Here is a 20,490-nt window from a genome sequence, read left to right as displayed (position 1 = left end):
CTTTGATGCCGATCTTCGCACCGCTGGTGGTAACAAAATCCTTCGCAGTGATCGAACCATTCTGCGCGGTGATCGCAATACCGGCACCGGTCGTTTGCACCTGATCGAGTGTCAGACTGTCACCCGCCGTCAGCGTAACCTTGTCGCTACCGCCATCGATGGTCGAACCATCGGCCTGGGTGATGTTGCCTTTGGTCGCAGTGATAGTCACGGCACCGCTATCGGTCGAGGTGACATCCGACAGGCCATTGGTGAAGGACACGTCATTGTCACCGGTGATCTCAATTGTTGCATCCGACGTTTTGATAAAGTCGTTGGCGACAACATCGCTCGCTTGCGCCGTGATCTTGATGGCAGAACTGGTCGTCTGCACCTGATCAAGCGTAACTTTCTTACCAGCGGTCAGGGTGACTTTACCCGTACCGCCATCAATCGTGCTGTCATTCTCCTGATAAAGATCACCCGCCGTGGCGGTAATCGTAACATCCCCCGATCCGCTCGAGGTCACATCGGCTTCATCGTTAAACAGCGTCACGTTCTGCGCGGCGGTCATGCCGATTGCGCCGTTGCTGGTCGTGATGAAATCCTTCGCCGTGATCGAACCAGTCTTCGCAGTAATCGCAATATCGGCACCGGCGGTTGTGACCTGATCGAGCGTCAGGCTATCACCCGCCGTCAGCGTGACTTTATCGCTGCCACCGTCGATGGTTGAACCATCGGCCTGGGTGATATTCCCGGCCGTGGCGATGATTTCGACTTCGCCCGCGCCAGAAGACGTCACATCCGCATCGGCAGTATCAAAGGCAACGTTTTGCGCTGCCGTCATAGCGATTTTTGCACCGCTGGTCGTGACGAAGTCTTTGGCGGTGATTGAGCCGGTTTGCGCCGTGAGGGTGATCGCGGCTCCGGCGGTTTTGATCTGATCGAGGGTCAGGCTGTTTTTCGCCGTCAGGCCAATTGTGCCATTCCCGCCATCAATGGTGGAACCGTCAACCTGCGTAATGTCGCCGGACTGTGCCGTTAACAGCACGCCGCCATTCCCCGTCGCAGAGATATCTGCCGTCGCTTTATTCAGCGCAATACCGCCCGCAGAGGTGATTGAGATGGCACCACCGCCGGAAACGTCATTGTTAAGGGTAACATTACCATTTTCAGCCTTGGCCGTGATGGCACCTGCACTGCTGGAAATTTGATCAATGGTCAGGTTTTGATCGGCGGTGAGATCCACCTTGCCAGCACCCCCGTCAACCAGGGTCTGGGCCGCCATGACAAGATCGCCGGTTTGCGCCGTGAGTGTCACATCGCCCGCATTGCGGGATGTAACGCTGGCAAGGCTGCCAACAAGACGCAGGTCTTGGCTGCCGATAAGGTCAATATTGCTACCATTGGTCGAGATGGCATCGGCAATTTTAAGAACACCATTATTTTTGGCATTCAGATAAATCGTGCCTGACGTCGCCGTGATGCCCCCCTTGCCGCTGGCAAGTTCAATATCGCCATCATTGACGATGGAGATACCGGAATTTGAAGCCACAGAGGTGTTCTGGGCAATACGGTTAATGGTCAGATTGCCATTATTTTCAAGCCACAACTTGCCATTGCTGATTTTAACATTATCAAGCGTTGCGACTTTCGAGCGCAGCGTAACGTCACCGCCAGCATCAAGATTAAGGGCCGATGCAATAACGCTGTTGGCCGCCTGATCCGTAATAGTGCCGTTGGTCGTTTTGAGGGTCACGGCATCGAGGCCGGCAATTTTGCCAATCTCCAGCGAACCAGCCGCCGCAACCTCGACCAGGGCCTGCGTTGCCTGCTGGGTAATCGTGCCAACCTTCAGCGTTGCCGCATCCGAGAACCGGATCGCCCCGGACGTTGTATTAGTTGCATTCAGCGTATCAATGCTGGTTTCAAGCGCGTTTGTCGCCCCAATGCCATTGGCAGCGGCAAGTGTAACCACAGCACCGGCATTATTGGCTTCAAGGTCGATGCCCGTATCGCCATTATCGGTGATCGCACCGCTTGTGCTGGTGATTTTGATCGCATCGGAGGTGGCATTTGCCGTGACAATACGCGCAATGCCGATATTACCATCTGCCTGCAAGGTAACGGTACTGGTCCCGGCCTTGATTTGGGCCCCATCTGCCTGGCTGATCGAACCGCCATTCTGCCCTGCCTTGGCCGCTGTTAATGTCAGCGCCTGAGAGAGGGTGCCAAGGTCGATAATACCTCCAGACGTCATGCTGATATTTTTATCGGCAACCAGCGTGGTCTGTACACCGTTCCCGCTAAGGCTTCCCTTAACCGTGATCGAACCGCCCGATTTTGCCGTCAGCGCGATCATCCCGTTCGAGGTGAAATCCTGATCGATTGTCAGATCACCCTGCGCGGTAATCTCGCTTGCCGTGCCGCTTTTGATATCCACGCTATCAAGAACAAGGCTGCCCTTGTCCTCGATCAGGATTTTGCCGCTTTCGCTATTGACCAGGGACAGACGACGAACATCGAGATCAAGAGCATTGGCACGACCAATCCCCTCATCCGAAATCAGGGTCACAAGACCGGCGCTGTTGCTGCTGGAAATATCGTCATTGGTATCGCCACCATCAATAATGTGCCCATCGGCATCCACCTTAATGGCCTCATCGGTCCCATTGCTGGTTACAAGCGATGCCAGGGTAATGTCCCCGCCCGCCTTGACCGTAATCGTCCCCGCACCGGCATTAAGCGTTGCACCGTCATTCTGGGTGATGTTGCTGCCGGTTGCTGTCATCGCAACATTGCCACCGCCAGAGCTTATGCTGCTGGCCGCAAGCATGACGATATCGCCCGCCGAACTGTAGCTTTGGTTATTGCCGTTGCTGTTAACGCTGTTGCGAAGCGTGATGCCGTTATCGGCACTGACATCAAATACGCCTTTGACATTGACAATACCAAGCGCAATCGAGCGACCGGGACCGGAAATATAGGCCGCGCCGTCACTTGTGGTTACGTTAAGGCTACCCGTCGCACTGCTGATGCCAACATCAAGACCGCCCCCCGCAACCGAGCTGCCGATCCCCTTTGAGGCGGCAAGCGTAACGGATTGCGCCACCACATCGGCAATCGCATCATTGGCACCATCAAGAATGCTGCCGTTATCGGCGGTCAGATTGACATTATGGCTGGAGAACAGACCATCGACATAAATATTGCCACTGATTTCATGAAGGAAAATATCATCCGCGGCACGCGCGGTCAGCAGGCTGCCGTCAGACTGATTGATCATGACCGGTGCATCAGCCGTACCGATATGACCATCACTGGCCTCGAAGATCATGCGGTCGCCATCAAAGTTGGCGGCATTGCCATCACGGCCATCGGTAATCGAACCGGCAACCTTGACGCGGATTTCCTTACCCGAAGCATTGAAGACGTTAATGTCCTTTTCCGAGCCCAGGAAAATATCGCCCCCCGCCTTGATGGAGGTCGTGCCCTTGGCATCAATATCGAAATCTTCGCGTTGAACGATGGTCAGGGTCTTTTTGGCGTCATCACGAATAATATCGTCACTTTCCGCTGCCGCCAGCGCCACCTTGACGTCATCAGTCAGCGCGTTCGACTTGGTCAAATCGAGAACGATGTCGCCCTTGTGATTGCCCATGCTGCCAGAAACGTCAATCGAGACATTGCGTGCCGAAACGTTGGCCGTTTCAACGACTGTCGTGGTATCGGTCGTTTCCTTGAAGGCAAAGGATGGCAGAAGGTTGGTCAGTTCCTTTTGCGTCCATTTGTACCCGTCGGTAACAGCGGCAATTTCATCGGACGTGGCCGTGTAGGTGAACCCGGCATCATAGGAAACATCGCCAAATTTTTTGAAAGCGGCCTGATAGCGTTCCGTCTGGCGGTCGGCATAAGCCTGAATGCCCGCGTCATCCAGACCGGCATCAAGCAGGCTGGCGCGTTCGGTATCGCTTACGGTGTAAGTGAAATCGGCATTGGCGGCATCAGCAACATATTTGCCATCGCCATCCTTTTTCAGGTTCCGCATCGAGAAGTAATCGTCATAAAGCGATTTCTGCTCGGTTTCATAGGCTTTGACCTGCGCATCCTTTTTGGCATCCGCATCACTGCCCATCAGATCCAGGCTGTCAAACAGATCCAGAAGCTGCTGGGTGGTGTCGGTATCTTCGGTTTCATCGGTATTGCCGTCAATCAGGCTGCCATCGCTGACCTTGATCGAGACATCGCCCACCGTTTCAATTCGGTTGACGATCAGATCACCCGATGTTTCCTCGACATTGATGTCACCACGCGCGGCCTTGGCCGTCAGTTTGCCACCATTTGCCGCATCGGTATCCACACGCAGCACGCCATCGCTGGTGCCAATGCGACCATTACGGGCGACAAGTTCAACGTCGTGGCCCTTGATCACGCCATTACCCGAGGTAACAATATCAAAGTCGGCACGCAGGCCTATAGAGCCGCTCCCGGCCTGCAGGTCACTTAGCACAAGGCTGCCGCCCGGCGCATCAAGATAGATGTTTTTACCCGACGAAACCGAGACCAGATCGCCCTGTTTCTGCACCAGGTTAAGGTAATTATCCGCCCGGCCAACCGACCCGTTCAGAGCGGAAAGCTGAAGATTGCCGGACTGAACCGCCCCGCCATCACTATAGATATCGCCCATCTGCGACGTCAGGGTTGTGGCACCACCCACATTGCTGAGATTGCCGCCAAGGGCAATGCTACCCTTCGAGGTGACATCCACCTTACCCGTGTCATAACCGATAAAGTTGATGCCAATCGATTTGTCCGCCGCGACAGAGTGGTAGTAATAGGTGTTGGTCCCGGTTTCGGTGATGGTTGTGCGGGTGAATTCATAAGTCCGCGTCCAGCAAACAAACCAGGTGCAGTCACTGCCCCAACTGCGTTCGGAATCCCCCTGATAGACCTGCCGGTTCGAGGTGGTTTCCTCGGCCGAATTAAAGGTGTAATCGGGCTGGCCGGACCGCTGGGCAACATAATCACCGGATGGCAGTTCAGCCTGGCTAAGTTGCTTTTCTTTCGGATAACCTGAAACCAGATTTGAATCCGTGAAAGACCGCTGGGAAATTGGAATAAAACCAAAGACGCTTTTTTGCTGTTTTTTAAACTGCTTTTGCGTCTGGGTCGTGGTGGATTTACCCGCCATCCAGTAATAGCGCATATCCTGCTGCATATTATAGGAAGACGAGCGTGAACCCGCCGACGTCCCCACCAGCTTGGTCGCCTGTGAACTGTCAAGATTGATATTGCTATATTGTTTTATGTCATTCCCCAGGCGTTCATAACGCGTTGTCAGGGCACGACCCTTGCCATTATCCTTGCTTTTGTCGATCAGCGTGATCTGGCCTTCAATTCCGCCGGTATCGACATTATCCAGACGGACGGTATTGCTGGAATTATTAACGATCTTGATACGACCGTAACCGTCAATCACATTGATTTTGCCATTGCCTGTTGACACCAGACGCCCGCTTAACAGAACGGTTCCGCCTTCAACCTTGGCATCGAGAATGCGGATCTCACCGGTGACACGGTCCAGTTCGGCCTTGATGCCACCAACACCCACACGGCCCGATCCCATGCTGATGCCAACATTCTTGACCTCTACATAACGGGCACCGGTGTGCGAGCCGGTATTGTAGGCCGCATCAACATCGGACTGATTGATCACAATTTCCTTATCCGCAATGCCCGACTGGATCACACCATTGATATTAATGGTATCGGCATTGATGAAGACATTGTTCGCCGCAATCGTCGAACTTGAATCACCACCGGACTGGCTGACATTGTTTTCCGAACCGCTGGTGGCCGAACCATTTTCATATTTGTTGACCAGCGACGAGAAACCGGCATCCGGGTTGGGACCAATATTAAGCAGCGTATCGGGGGAATCAAAAACGAAGTCCCCGCCAGTTGAAATTTCAACGGTTTCCCCGCGCATTCCGGCAACCGAATAGATCGAACCCTTATTGCTGGAAACCTTGATCAGACCGTTAATGTTGCTGATCTGACCGGCCAGAATCACATCGGGTGCGGCAATGTCGAGCTTGTCACCCGGGTTATAAACACCGGAATCAGGGTCAAAGTTGTTTTCAATAATGATTTTGGGATCATCGGAAGAGACCGAACTGATCATTTCCATCGACGCGGTGCCATCGGCATCGGTGTTGCGCGCATTGATGTCGGTTGCGTTCAAAACCGACTGGCCGTTAAACAGAATTTGACCACCCAACTCGTCAGGCACGGTCATTTCCGTAATACGGATCGGCATCGGCGAATTATTGATGATTTTGATTTCCGCATCGCCCGGGCTGTTGATTTTGCCCGAACCAACAACGTAATCGGAGAACAGTTCAACATTGCCGGTGGCAGCTTCGGTTGGATCAACCTGGATCACATCGACATAATTATCGGCCTTGCGGCTGGCAATTGCGGCACGCAGGATCGTAAGACGGCTGTTAATGTCGTTTTTAACCTGGACGCTGTTGGCATCGCTCGAACTGCCATAACGGCGCAGGACATTTTCCAGGCGGGTTACTTCCGCCTGAAGGCTCTGTCCGAGATTCTGGTCAGCCAGAATGCTAAAGCCCATACCCTCGCTAATTTCATCGGGCGTGAAAACCTTGATGATTTTCGGGGTCGAGGGATTATCCGGGTCTTGGGTTGCCAGCACCCAGCGATCATTTGCAGTATCATAACTTGGATAATAACGGATCATATTGCCGTTAGCATCCTCGACATAGGAACTGAAATTGGTGCCAAAAGTAATGTAACGCTTGTTGCGAATACCGGTACGCAATTCGCCATCTACCTTGATACCACCAACACCTTCGTTTTTGCTGGTGCCACCCACGACTTCAAGCGACCCTTCGGTATCGGCACCAAAGACTTCACCAATGGCTTCGAGGGCCTTTTTGGCAAGGTCGGTTGCACGGCCCACACCACTGGCAAACAGGTGCCCCTTTGTCGCCTGAACGCGCAAATCCTTGGCCGAGGCAACCAGCGCATCGGAACTGATCGTGACCTTGCTGTTATGAATGGCGTGCGCATCCGCAGTTGGCGGCGTCGGAATGGAAATCGCGGTTTTGTTAAACAGGCGTGTATCGGCCTTGGCATCAATAATGCCCAAACCGGTCGCATCGGCCCCGGCATAAATTTCAACCTCGCCCACACCGACCATGTTGGTTCCATTGCCAACAGTCACACCATCGCTGGCCGTTACTGTCGCCTTGGAAACACCACCCGCCGCACCGGCAAAGCCATATGTTACGGAGCGCGCCCGCGCACTCATGGTCGCATCACTGCGCGCGGCAACCACCAGATCACCAGCCTGGGTTTCAAAGCTGGCATTGTTGCCCAGCGTCACATTGCTGCCAATCGTGGCGCTTTGCTCTGTCGTGGCGATTGGTGCGCTGATCAACCCGCCGCTGTCAAAGCTGGATTCATCATCGACATTCACCTTGGTCAGCGCCTGGATCGAGGCATTGCCCTGATCGGCCGCATTGCCAAACACATAAATGTTTGAATCCGAACCAATACCGATATTGGTCGTGGCATTCATGGTGCCCTTCGATACACCCACAGCCATGTTAAACCCGCCGCCCTGGCTGGTTTTAAAGTTGGATCCATCGACCAGATCCTTGGCAAGATTGTTCAGGGCCGAGAGCGACAATTGATGGGTTTTAAGGCCTGTTTTAGCCCCGAAACCCGCCCAGACATTGCTGGTGCCATCCACCACCAACGCGCCCGCGGCCGCCTGGGCAAGGGCTGCCCCGGTGGTATCGATTTTACCGTCATATTTGCCATTCGAGGTGGCAGAAATCGTTGTTGTGCCATCGGCGTGCAGGTTTGTCAGCGATGTGCTATCAAGCGTCCCAGCCTGCACCGTGCTGTTAAGGTCAACATCGGTCAAACCGGCCTGAACGACACCAATGCCGCCTGCGCCCGATATGGTATCGCCATATGCGTGTTCAGCGCCGACCGAAGTCAGGGAAAGATCGGCCATTGTTGTTGCGGTTGTGCCCGCACCGAACAGGGCCTTGCTGGTTGTATCGACATCCACAACCGCACTATGCCCGCCCAGCGAAATGACACCTGCCGATACCCCAATGGCACGGGCCTCGGCAGCCGTTTCGTTACGCGCCGAAACCGATATGCCGTGGTCGGCCACAGCGGTCGTGACATTGTTTTCATCGGTCTGGGTGCGCTGAATGCCCAATAGTTTGGCGTTGCTGCCGGTTGTGGCCGCAACATTGACATTCGCCTTCGTGACAGCAGATGACCCCGCTGCCCCGACGAGAATACCGCCGCTACCGGCAATGGCCTTTGAATCGGCATTGTTGTTTGACCCTTTCAGCATTTCCGCCTTAAGGGTGATGCTGTCGCCGGTCACACTGGCATTATTGTCAACCAAGGTGCTGATATTGCGGTCCAGCAGGGTTTGAGAGAGCGAAAGACCCAGGCTATACCCCGCACTCAGGGCTGCACCAACCGCCTCGGAACTGGCATCGGGCTGGTCAATGGCAGAAATGACAACATCGCCATCGCTGTAGATAACCGCGTTGGCATCAATCCGGGCGGTTGTATCGCCGTCCAAATCCACCGTGGCATCGGCCCCGGCACCCGTACCGACCAAACCAAGAGCCGCCCCGACCGAATAGGCATCAAATGTGCCGCCATTGGTGGCCGTTACGGTAATATTCCCGGCAGCATCATCCGTCGCACCGAGTTTGGCATTCGACCCGATTTCGGATTTTACATCGTCGTCGGATTTTGTCACCGCGACCGAAATCCCGGCTGCGGCAAAACCGGCCGCCCCGGCAATGGCGCGCGACTGGCCGCCAGAAGCATTTTGCGAGGTAATCGAAATTGCATTGTCAGCCAGAAGATTGGCCCCGGAACCAATCACCGACTGGGTTGTCGTACTGCGATCCAGCACTGCAATGGTTGCACTAAGCCCGACAATACCGGCCGAGGCCCCATAAGCCTCGGCGATGGAGCGATCGGTTTTGTTTTTAAGATCCGACGAAATGCTGATCGCATTTCCGGCATCAAGACCGGCATTCTGCCCGACCAGGGCCTGGGCGGTTGTGCCCATGCTGGCGACTGCGACCCAGCCACCAACACCAACCGCCCCGACAGCCGCACCACCGGCAAAGGCACGGACACGACTTTCGTCGGTCGCCTTGATGTTAATATCGTGGCCCGCCTTGAGGGTGGCGTTATTATCGACAACCGCCGAAACACCATCGTCATAGCTGACATTGCTGGAACTCAGCGGTGCCATGACATTTTGGGTTTTTGATTTTGCCGTGGTGCGGTCACTATTGGCGTCCGCCGCCTGGGAATGCGCCAGCTTCCCGGCATCCGATGTGGACAGATCGGCGGTGCGATCCTTGCCAGCCTCGGCATTTACCTTTTCGGTGATGCTGCCATTGTCCGATGTCAATTGATCGGTCCCGCGGCTGTCCGCATCGCCACCCAGAACGGCAATCGCAACCGAACCTGCAACACCGGCAGCAAGCCCGCCCGCCCCGGCGATACCGGTGGCGGAAATATCCTTTTGTGCACTGGCGGTAACAGAAACATCGTGTTTGGCCGACACCAGCGTATTCGCACCAATACGGGCCGTTGTCGCATTTCGCGCCACGGCAATATCCATCCCAAAGCCAACACCGCCGATACCGCCAATCGCGCCAGCACCGGTTGCCCCGCCAACGGTCAGGCTATTGGTGGCAGACACATTAACAGCCTGATCGCTATCTGCACTGGTTGTGGACTGATTGATTTTTGCGCCGTCGGCAATTTCGGCAACGGTTTGCACGGTGGCCGTACGCACACTGATGGCCCCTTGCAGGGTCAACCCGGCAGAAACACCCCCGGCAACGTTATGTTGCATCAGGCTCTGAACGGAATCGGCACGGACCGATGTAACACCATTGGCATTGGTGGTGGCATTTTTGCCAATACGCGCGGTGATGTCAGACGAGGAAACGGCAACACCAACGGACCCGCCCTGTGCCGTGACCGCAGCAGCCGAGGCCGAACCGATGATCTGGTCAAAATCGCTGTTCTCCTTGGCCGTGACCGTCAGATCATCGCCCGCGACAATAACGGATCCATCCGCGATTTCAGCAAGGACACTATTATCGACAACATCAACCCCCAGCGACAGATTCTGCCCGGCAATGGCACTGGCAGCCCCATTTGCCGAAATGCTGGAAAGGTCCTGGTCAGAATTGGCAAGAACAACAATATCGTCTTTTGCGCTGACAGTACCGCCCATGCGTGCTGTCAGGGTTTTGGAAATAACGTTGGTGGCCGCTGCCGCACTGATGGCCGGGCCCATGCCCGTAACCGCCGCTGTCACCGGCACGGTGTTCAAATCCGTGCTGTCATAGGCCGCAACCAGAACATCCTGCGCATTGACCGCCCCGACATTAAGGGCATTGATGGTGGCATCACCAATTTCAGCCCGGGTTTTCCCGGCAATCACATTAACCGATGCCACACCCGAAAGTGCACCACCCGCACTGGCCCCCGCACTGATCGGCAGGGAGGTGACATCCTGATCGGAACGGGCGACAACAGCCAAACCATTGATGGTTTCGGTATTGCGCGTCAAGGTCGAACGGTCCACATCAATGGCGGAAACCGTCAATGTGCTTTTGTCTTTGTTGGTCTGGGTGGTTTCAGCCAGAACTTCGTCACTGCTTTCGCTGCGCGAACCGCCATCGGCGGCAATTGAAATGGCCGTGCCATTCCCCAGGACATTCAGTTTCGCCCCGTCGGCAACCACGGCCTCGGTGGTTGCCTTGATGGTATTGACGGAAACAACACCCCCAAGGGCCGCCCCGCCCACGGCAACAGATGTTGAAATATCGTCAAGTTCAACATCGTTAAGTGCCTGAACCCGCATATTGCCATAGGCATTTACCGATGCGCCCTCGAGCACGCGTGCCGCCGTATCGGACACAACCGTGTTGACCGCAGCCGTCCCCCCTGCACCAACACCACCGCCCTGCACACTCACCGTGACAGAAACGATATTGTCATCCGAATTGGCATCAACCGTTACATCGCGGTTGGCATCAACCTTGGCATCCTCGCCAATCCAGGCCTGGGTTTCCTTGGCAATGGTCGTCACGTTCGCCGCTGCCCCGACACCGACAATCGCGCCACCAGCAGCACCACTCACGGTGATGACATTGCTGTCGCTTTTGGCATCCAGACTGACATCCTGGCTGCTGCCTGCGGTTATGTCATCATCCTGGTTCACCAGAGCACCGTCACCGATATAGGCCGACGCATCGGAAAGCAGGGTGGTAATGGCGACCGAACCGTTAACAGCAGCATAGAACCCGCCACCGCCAGCAGCAGCCGCATTGATAACGTTATCGTGGCTGGCGGCATTGATGGAAATGGCATTCACCGCATCAACCGCTGCCTGGCTGGCGATATAGGACTGGGCGGAACTGTCCACCGTGGTGATGGTAACACCGCCACCAACCGAGACACCGCCGCTACCGGTTACGGCAAGCGTTCCGGCAATCACCTTGGAGGTATCAGACGAATTGATGTCGATGGTGGAACCGGAATAAACCGTGGCCCCCTGACCAATAAACGCCTTGGTATCGTTACGCGATGCTTCGGCAGTCGCGTTGAAATCGTCGGTAATACTGGTTTTGCCGCGCTGGGCAGCAGCAGCGTCATTGGCGGTTTTCGCTTCGTCGCGATCGCCAAGGGCATCACCGATCAGGTTTTTGTTGGTCGCACCGTCGGCTGCAGACCACGTATTGCCCGGCTTTTCGCTATCATTGCTGGAAAGACGCGATTTGGCATCGTCATCGACGATACCGCCCAAAAACGCCACCGTTACCGCACCGGCGACACCGGCCTGGCCCCCGGCGGCCCCGGCAACACCCAATTGCAGCAACTGCTTTTCCGATGTGGCCGTCAGCGAGATGCTGTCATGGGCGGAAACAAGACTGCCATCCCCGACAAAGGCATTGGCATTATTGCGCAGAATAACCACATCTGCCGCCGCACCAACCCCGGCAACACCCCCGCCGCCAAGGCCACCCGTCACGCTGACCAGACGCACAAAGGCGTCGGCATCAATATCTACATTCTGGCCGCTGACGGAATAATTGCTGTCCTGGTTGACCTTGCCTGCGGCATAGGCCTGGGTCGTGGATGTATGCACGCCCACACGCACCGACCCGGCCACACCGGCACTTCCGCCCCCGGCACCGGCCACAACAGCGGCATATTCTTCCTCATGGCCGCTGGCGGAAATTTTGGTTTTACCCTTGGCATTGGTTTGGGCATGGGTATCGGTATAGGCCTTGGTGGTGTTATCCAGCACCGAAACACCCAGCGCCCCGCCGACACCAGCCGACCCACCGGCACTGATTTGCCCGGCAACCTGGATAAAGGTGGTATCGGTATCGGCATCAATCGTCAGATCACCACCGGTATTCACCAAACCATCAATATAAGCCAGCGTCGTATTGGATGCGACCAGCACCGACAGCGACGCGCCAACTCCGGCATTACCGGCCGCAGCGATATTGGCCGCCACCGAAATGGCATGGGTGGCCTGATCGGCCGCCACACTCACATCATCACCGGCCTTCACATTGGCATTCTGCCCGATATAGGCGCTGGTGTTTTTACTCAGCGTCAGGCTGTCAATCGCCCCGCCAATACCATTGCCGCCCCCAACGGCAACACCGCCAGCGACATCAACCGACAGGGTATCCCCCTCGGCCTGAACAGTGACTTTCTGCGCGGCACCGGCTATACCGGTGGCCTGGTTGATTTGTGCACCGTTGTCGATATAGGCCTTGGTGGTATCGGAAACCACGCCAACAGCAACCGCACCGGCCACCGCATTCCCGCCGCCAGCCGCACCCGTGGCCGAGAAATTGGCAATATCCTGGTCAGAATAGGCCGTGACCGACAAACCCTTGCGGTTTTCGGTATTCAGCGTCTTTTTGAAAAGGGAATCTTTAAGGTCATCAATTGTGGACGCCTTCAATGCCAGCGCATCATCCGACGTTTTTTGCAGTTTATCGCCTGCACTGTCCTTGTCGAGATTTGCAAAACCGTCAAAAAGCGGGCTGCTGATGGTAACACCACCCGTCATGACATCCAGGCCGGTGGCCGAATTGCCAAACGCGGTAACATTGGCATTGCGGCCAATATAGGCCGTGGTTTCCCCAATAAAGGTGGTCACACCAAGTGATGCCCCACCGGCATTGCCACCACCGCCGGCACCCGTACCGTTAATCACTAGGGCATCGGTTTCATCGCTGGCATGAACGGCAATATTGCCGGTGCTGGTTACAGTCGCACGCGAAACACTATCATCATCCGTATCTTCGCGTTCACCAATAACGGCCGTGGTGGTGTTGTCAATCAGGGCCAAACCACCAGACCCGGTAATCGCCGTTCCGCCGACAACAGCCACACCCAGCGACAGGGCGGTGATGTTCTGTTCGCTACCCGCCGTCACTTTAATGTCGGTATCAGCTTTGGCCGTGCCGTTCAAAACAGCACGGGTGGTTTTGGCAATGGCGTTACTGGCCAGCACACCGCCAACACCCGTCCCCGATCCGAATGCACCAGAGCCCATGATGTTGCCAATATCGGTTTTATCCTTCGCCGTTACCGAAATGCTGCGCGCGCCTGCATCATTTGAACTATTGAGCAATGCACCATTGCCCACCGTGGCCGAGGTATCGCTTTTAACCGTATTCGCACCCAGGGTAACAGCAACGGTTGTCCCCCCGGTCGAACCAGCGGCACTGACAGTGGCCGATGCAATATCTTCGCTGGCATCTGCATTCACCGAAATCGCATTGGCCGCCGAGACACTGGCAGCATCACCAATCGAGGCAGCGGTTTTTGCCAAAATCAGGTTGGTTGCCAGCCCGGCACCGACACCGGTCTGGCCGCTAAAGGCAACACCGCCCACAAAGGTGCTGATCCCCGTGGCACTGGTTGCGGCAATGCTGGCCCCCTTGGCCGAGGATATGGTCGATTTCGAGGCAATATCGGCGATGGCTTCGGTTTTAATGACATTAATGCCCACCGAACCGCCAACGGCGGTGCCGCTGGTCGCTGCAGCACCCGCCACAACGATGGAACCAAGATCCTGTTCGGCCTTGGCCTCGATCTTGACATCACCGGTTGATGTCAGGCTGGCACCCGTCGTTGCGCCCGAGGTTCCCAACCGCGCCGAAACCTTGTCGGCCAAAACCATCGCATTTAGCGTAACACCCACGCCGGTCTGCTTGGAGGCGGCAATCGCCCCGCCCAAGGTACGGGCATTCTGACGGTTTTCAGCCGTCAGGGTAATGTCATCGGCGCTAACGGTCGCCGATTTGGCAATGCTGGCCGAGGTTTCGTTTTGCGTGACCGTGACCGAAAAGGAACCGGAAATTGCAGTATTGCCGGTCGAGGCGGCACCGGCCAGCGCCTCGGTATAATAGTTCGAGGTCTGGAACACCGATGTCGGATTAAGCAGGGAATAATCCCCGTCAAAACCAAAGCTTTCTTCGGACTGCCGCAGATTTTTCGCCGAAACCGTCAGATCGCCGGTGGTGGAAATTTTGGCCCCGTCATCGACCAGGGCGGTGTTGGTATTGCCCGCATTGATCAGGGCGAATGTCGCGCCAACAGCCGTCTTGGCTTCCGCCCCGACACTGACACTTGCGGCAAGGGCACGCGAAACAATGTGGTTTTTCTCGCTGGAGGTAACGTTGACCGCCCCGGTGGAGGTGACATCAACATTTTTACCCAGGGTCGCACTGCTGTCATTGTCGGTATTGATCACGCTAAGTGCACCGGCCACGCCAATTTTCTTGGCACCGGAGCCGGCAACAGCCTCGGCCATCAGTTTGTTGGCAAAATCATCCGCCTGGTTTTGCGTGGATTGCGCCGTAACATTGACCCCGGTCGAGCCGGAAATTTTGGTGTAATCGCCCAGCTTGGCCGTGGTTTCATGGCCGGTTGCCGTTACCGCCACACCAACGGCAATGCCGTTGTCCGACAAGACAGCCGCCCCCACACCGCGTGTCTGGGCATTGGCGTCATTTTTGGCGGTAACATCAATATCCCCGCCTGCTGACAGGGTGTTCAGATTACCCGAGGTGCCATCATCAATCGACGCGATGCTTTTGCGATTATTGACGCCAACACCAACGGCCGCCGCAATGCTGATGGATTTACCGCTTTTGGAACTATCGGCATTGCCCTTTTCATCGACCGAGCTGGTTTTATTGTTCCCGGCAGTCTTTTGATCCGCCAGCGCCTGGGCGCTGCGTGGTTTTTTCTTGCCATCGCTGTCATTGCCAAAATCACCGGCCAGCAACATTTCGTCAGTCGCGCCGACAAATTTGTTTTTATAGCCTTCAAGAACCGTGCCGCGTGCGGTTGCCAGTGCCAGGTTTATGTCCTTGGAAAGTGCGGTCGAGGACACAGTCAATGCGCCCTTGGCACTAACCGAACGCGCAAGCGATGCCTTGGTGGTACTGTTGGTCACACCCACGGCAACAGATGCCCCGGCGGCGGCCTTGTCCCCGGCGGCCTCACCATCGGCCTGAACCAGCACTTCCGAGCTTGAATCCGCACTGATCGTGACCTTGCCATCCGAGGTCAGGGTATCTTCATCGCTACCGACCCGGCTTTCGGTTGTTTCATTGCTCACGCCAATAGCAACCGCAGCATCAAGCGAATAGGCCGACGTATCGCTTTTTTCCTCAAGGTTCAAAAGATCGGTTGAGGGTGCGCTGGCAGCTTCGGCATGGGTGGTGCTATCGAGCCCCGAAGTACTGGAAACCGAAACATCACCCTCGTTGGTCGATGTCAGTTTAGCCCCGTCACTTACACGTGCACGGGTAACGGTATTATCCACCGTAATCGCGAAGGATGCGCCAATGCCCAGCTTGCCGCTTTCCCCGCCAGAGCTGCTATCGCCCGAACCCGAACCGGAGCCACCTGAATCCGTACCACCTGAGCCAGTGCCGCCGGAACCCGTGCCGCCGGAACCGCTATCACCAGAACCACTGCCCTCGGAGGTCTTGTTTGCCTCGATCTTTTCACCCACCGAGGTCAGCTTGCCATTGATACGCGCCGTCATCCCGCCAAGGGTGGTGTAACGGTCCTTGAACTCGTCAAGGGTCGGGGTCTTTTCCCCAACCGAACCCGATGACATCGTTTCAATGATGCGGTTGGAGGTCGCAGTCACACTCGCGCCACTTGCCTTGACCGAAATATCGGCATTCTGGCCGACATCCGCCGTTGTGGTCTGGTCAATCAGGGCAATGGCAACAGCACCGGCCAGCGACAGGTTGCCAACCCCGGCCCCGGCAACGGCAGAGGTGACATATTTATTGGCATCATCAATAACGTCTTCGTCATCATCATCCTTCACCGCATTGCCCTCGTCATCAAGCACGGTAAAGCTGTTGGTGATGGCGGAAAGATTGACGCCGGTGCCAGAGACACTGGCGGCACTGCCGATGCTGGCGGTATTGATCACATTGGCAATATTCAGGGCAACCGCAGCCCCGATATTGTTATCGGCCTCCGCCGCACTGCCATCGGCAGCCGCCTGGCTGTCGGTATTATCCGCCGATGTGATTTTGATATTGCCGCCCGAAACCGTGCGCGATGCCGCAATGCCGGCACTGGTTTCGGTATTGGCAACGGTCAGGCCAAGGGCGGCAGCGGCAGAAACCTTGCCACCTTCATCAGCTTCACTGCCCTTGTCTGCCGAGACATTGGCCTTTTGCGCCGTTTTATCGCCATCTGTCTTGTCGCCTTCTTTGGAATACAAATTGCCAAAGGCGGCTGCCTGTTTGATGGTTCCCAGCACATCGCTTTTCGCCTGATCTGCGGGATCTTCTTCCTCTTCGGTGCCAGTATCGCCGGGGTCAGTATTGCTGCCTGCGGCAGCCCCGGTGCGAATATCGCGGGCGGATTTGGCCGCGATGGTAATATCGCCAATTGTCGTCAGGTCACGATCCAGCAAAGATTTGACATCGGCATTCACGGTGCTGATGCCCACCGTCAAACCAACAGCCACATTCGAGGCATCATCGGCATCGCCGCTTGCCCCCTTGCCAACCGACAGGACGGCCAGGTTCTGTTCCGCCGTGACAGAAACCGCCCCGGCCAGGCTAAGACCGGTGCTGGCCGATTCAATACCGGCGGTGACATGATCATTGGCAACCGACAGGGCCAGAACCGGCACAACGGCCACACCGCCTGCCCCTGCCGAATTGGCCGTTGTCTTGACCGACCCATTGGAAAGGGCCGACACATCAAGGCCCGACGCATTCGTCAGACTTGTTCCACCACGAACAGCGGCATCCACCGTGCTGTTAGAAATATTAATCGCAATCGCTGCGCCAATGCCGACACTGGGCTTTTCTTCCTCATCTTCGTCGGTTTTGGTATAGGTTTCATAGGCTTCAAACAGCGCCCCGATAACGGATTCATCCTCGGGCGAACCATCGGCAACCACACCGGCATCAGCCCCGCCGGTCGCACTGACGGTAATGGTGCCATTATTGGCATCGACCGAAACGTTATTGCCAATTTCGGCCAGCGATGAATTGCTGTTGATAATCAGCAGGCCAAGCGCCCCGGCAATGCCAACATCCTTGGCTTCCTGCCCGGCAAAGGCCTCGACACTAAAGCCGTTATTTTCTTCATCGGTGATGTCTTCATCAATGCTTTTGGTTTCGGCATTGACCGTCAGCCCATTGGCATCAATCGTCAAGGTTTTGCCATCGGCAGCGGCAATGCTGGCCAGCAGTTTGTTATCAACCGTTTGAATGGCAACACCGGCACCACCACCGACCTTGCCACCGGCGGTAATGCCGCTTGCCAGGGTATTGGTCTGGGCAATCGCTTCGGCATTGACATTCACCGCGCCCGAAAGCGACAGGGTTTTATCGGCATTGGCCGTAATCAGGGCCTCGGTATCAAAATTGCTCGAAGCATAGGAAAGCGCACCGGCAACCTGTACCCCACCGCTGTCTTCCTCGCCTTCCTTCGGCTTTTCCTTCAGATTGTCACTGACATTTTTCAAAACCCCGTCAAACAGTGCCGAAATCTCGCCTTTGCTCTCGTCACTCAGGGACGTCCGGTCCAGCGCATCGCCAAACAGCTTCGATGCCGTCCCGGTACCATTGGCAACACCCGCGCGCGCGGCGGTATTTTGGGTGGTAACGTTTTGAGCATTGACGGAAAGGCTCGCGGCGTTTGTTACCAGTGCGCCTTCACCAATCTCGGCAATCGCGGTGGCATCAACATCGGAAATCGCAACACCGATAGACGCCCCCGACCCGCCACTATCCACCGTGGCCGCATCGGCAATGGTATCCACCTGGGTTTTACCGGTTGCGCGCACAGTAACAGCATCACCCTTGGAAATTTTGGCCGTGCCGTTCAGGCGGGCAATCGCGCTGTTCTCGATTACGGAGACAGCCGTTGTCACACCCGCCGCCGCCGCAACCGATTTTGCCACGGCTGTGGAATCCGTCACTGCATCGGCGGTCACATCCACATCACCATCCGCCTTCAGGTCCGCCGTACCTGTGACCAGCGTGGTGGCCTTGCTGTCTGTGACCGCAACCGACGCATTGATCGGGCTTGCCAGAAGCGCACCAATCACTTCGCTGGTGATTTTGCTCGACGATGCCAGCGAAATATTGCCACCCGCAACGATCGACCCATTGGTCATGGTCAGGCTGGCGGTGGCACTGCGGGCATCAAAAATACCGGCGGTGATGGTCGGCAGGCCCTGCTCCGCCTTTGCCAGGATCGAGACATTACCAGTAGCATTGATCACTGTATTGGTCAGGGCCACATTTGCCGAAACCTCGGCAAGCGGATTGCTGCTATTTGCAATCGCCGATGCAGTGATCGTAACATTCGCCCCTTTCAGGGTAGCGTTGGTAATTGTGATGGCATGAGTGGCGGAACCTGCCACCTCAAGGGTGATATTACCCGCACCCCTGTTAAAACTCCCATTCGAGGCATCAAGCGCCGAGCCGGTTTCAAAAACAATGTTCTGACCCTTAAGCGTAATATCGCCGGATTTCTTGCTAGTTGATGTGGTCGAGACCTTCACGCCTGCCTTCAGCGTGATCGTGTCACGTCCTTCATAAATGTAATTGGTGCCGTCATTTTGCGTTACATTTGACGAAATCGTCAGATCTTCCGGGTCAATCAGAATCGTGCCAGCCGCACCATCATTTGCCCCGCCCGCAAAAGTACCACCATTGAGATAAACCGCTTTGTGGGCGCTAAATTCGGCAAAACCGCCATCGCCAGACACATCCCCGCCGGAAACATCAATATGGGCACCAGCGGCAAAGGTGGCGTCATTGTCAGCAAAAATCGTGATCGTGCCGCCGCTGGAATTTGCACCAATACCCTTTGCGGAAATATCCGCCCCGGCCTTGACCGCAATATCACCGGTGGCGCGCACATCAATCGTACCGGCATTTTGCCCGTCGGCCCCGTCCGCCGTCAGAACACCGGAAACATCCACCCCGGCCTGGCCGCCTTTGATTTCAATATACCCGTTCTCGTCAATAACGGCTTCCTGCCCGGCATCCAGGCCATCAACATTGACTACATCGGAAAAGGCAATCTGGTTTAAGGCCTGTGCGCCGACAACAATATCGCCGGCCACCTGCACGCCATTGGCGATCAAGGCGGCCTTGCGCGTTGCACGAATGGAGCCTTCAATCGTGATCAGGCCATCTTCGGACAGCGGTACATTCCCCGACAAAAGCTGCTGCAGGGCACCCGAATTGGCCTGGCCCGGGGCATCAAAAAACGATCCGGCATAATCGCTGGTCGGCGCCATGATGGTCAGGCTGCCAACGTTCAGCTGCCCCTGCGCGCCAATGGCAACACCATTGGGGTTAAGCAGATAAACCTGCCCGCCGATTTGGCCGTTTTTGATGGAATTGAGGATCCCGTCAATATGGGAGCGCGGACCATTAACCATATTGATCAGATGGTCGGCCTTGCCCGGCACAAACAGATTGACGGTATTGCCCTGGTAAACGTCAAACTTGCTAAAGGAGTTCAGCGCACTTTTGCCCTGAATGGTCGAGGTCGTCACATCGGTGACATTACCATGCACATTCAGGTTGGTCGCGGTATTGCCATCCGTCACGATTTGCGGATTGGCCATTGCCACAAACGGCACAAGGAATGTCGTCGTACTCAGCGCATAGGCAAATGCCCGCCGGATCACACGACCTTTATTTTCCCCAGTAACCGAAACCATCTCGTCACTTCCCCCATATGTGCCACAAAATGACAGTCATTTCGTGACCTCAAAATCCCCAGACATTTATTAACCGGCACCAAACACCCGTGTCAGACGGTTGATTTTTGTCGATAAAACCAACAGCACCGGCCTGCAGA

General features: G+C 55.9%; 1 protein-coding gene. It reads right to left on the bottom strand.

The genetic code is table 11. The features are described from left to right. Nucleotides 1-20,350, bottom strand: a 20,350-nt coding sequence (locus TH25_RS22840; RefSeq protein WP_114090576.1) for a leukotoxin LktA family filamentous adhesin, incomplete at its 3' end; no start/stop codon positions are given. Nucleotides 20,351-20,490: the final 140 nt, after the last annotated feature.

It is taken from the genome of Thalassospira profundimaris (assembly GCF_003326755.1).
Classification (GTDB): Bacteria; Pseudomonadota; Alphaproteobacteria; order Rhodospirillales; family Thalassospiraceae; genus Thalassospira; species Thalassospira profundimaris_B.
This window is presented reverse-complemented; position numbering and strand designations above follow the sequence as displayed.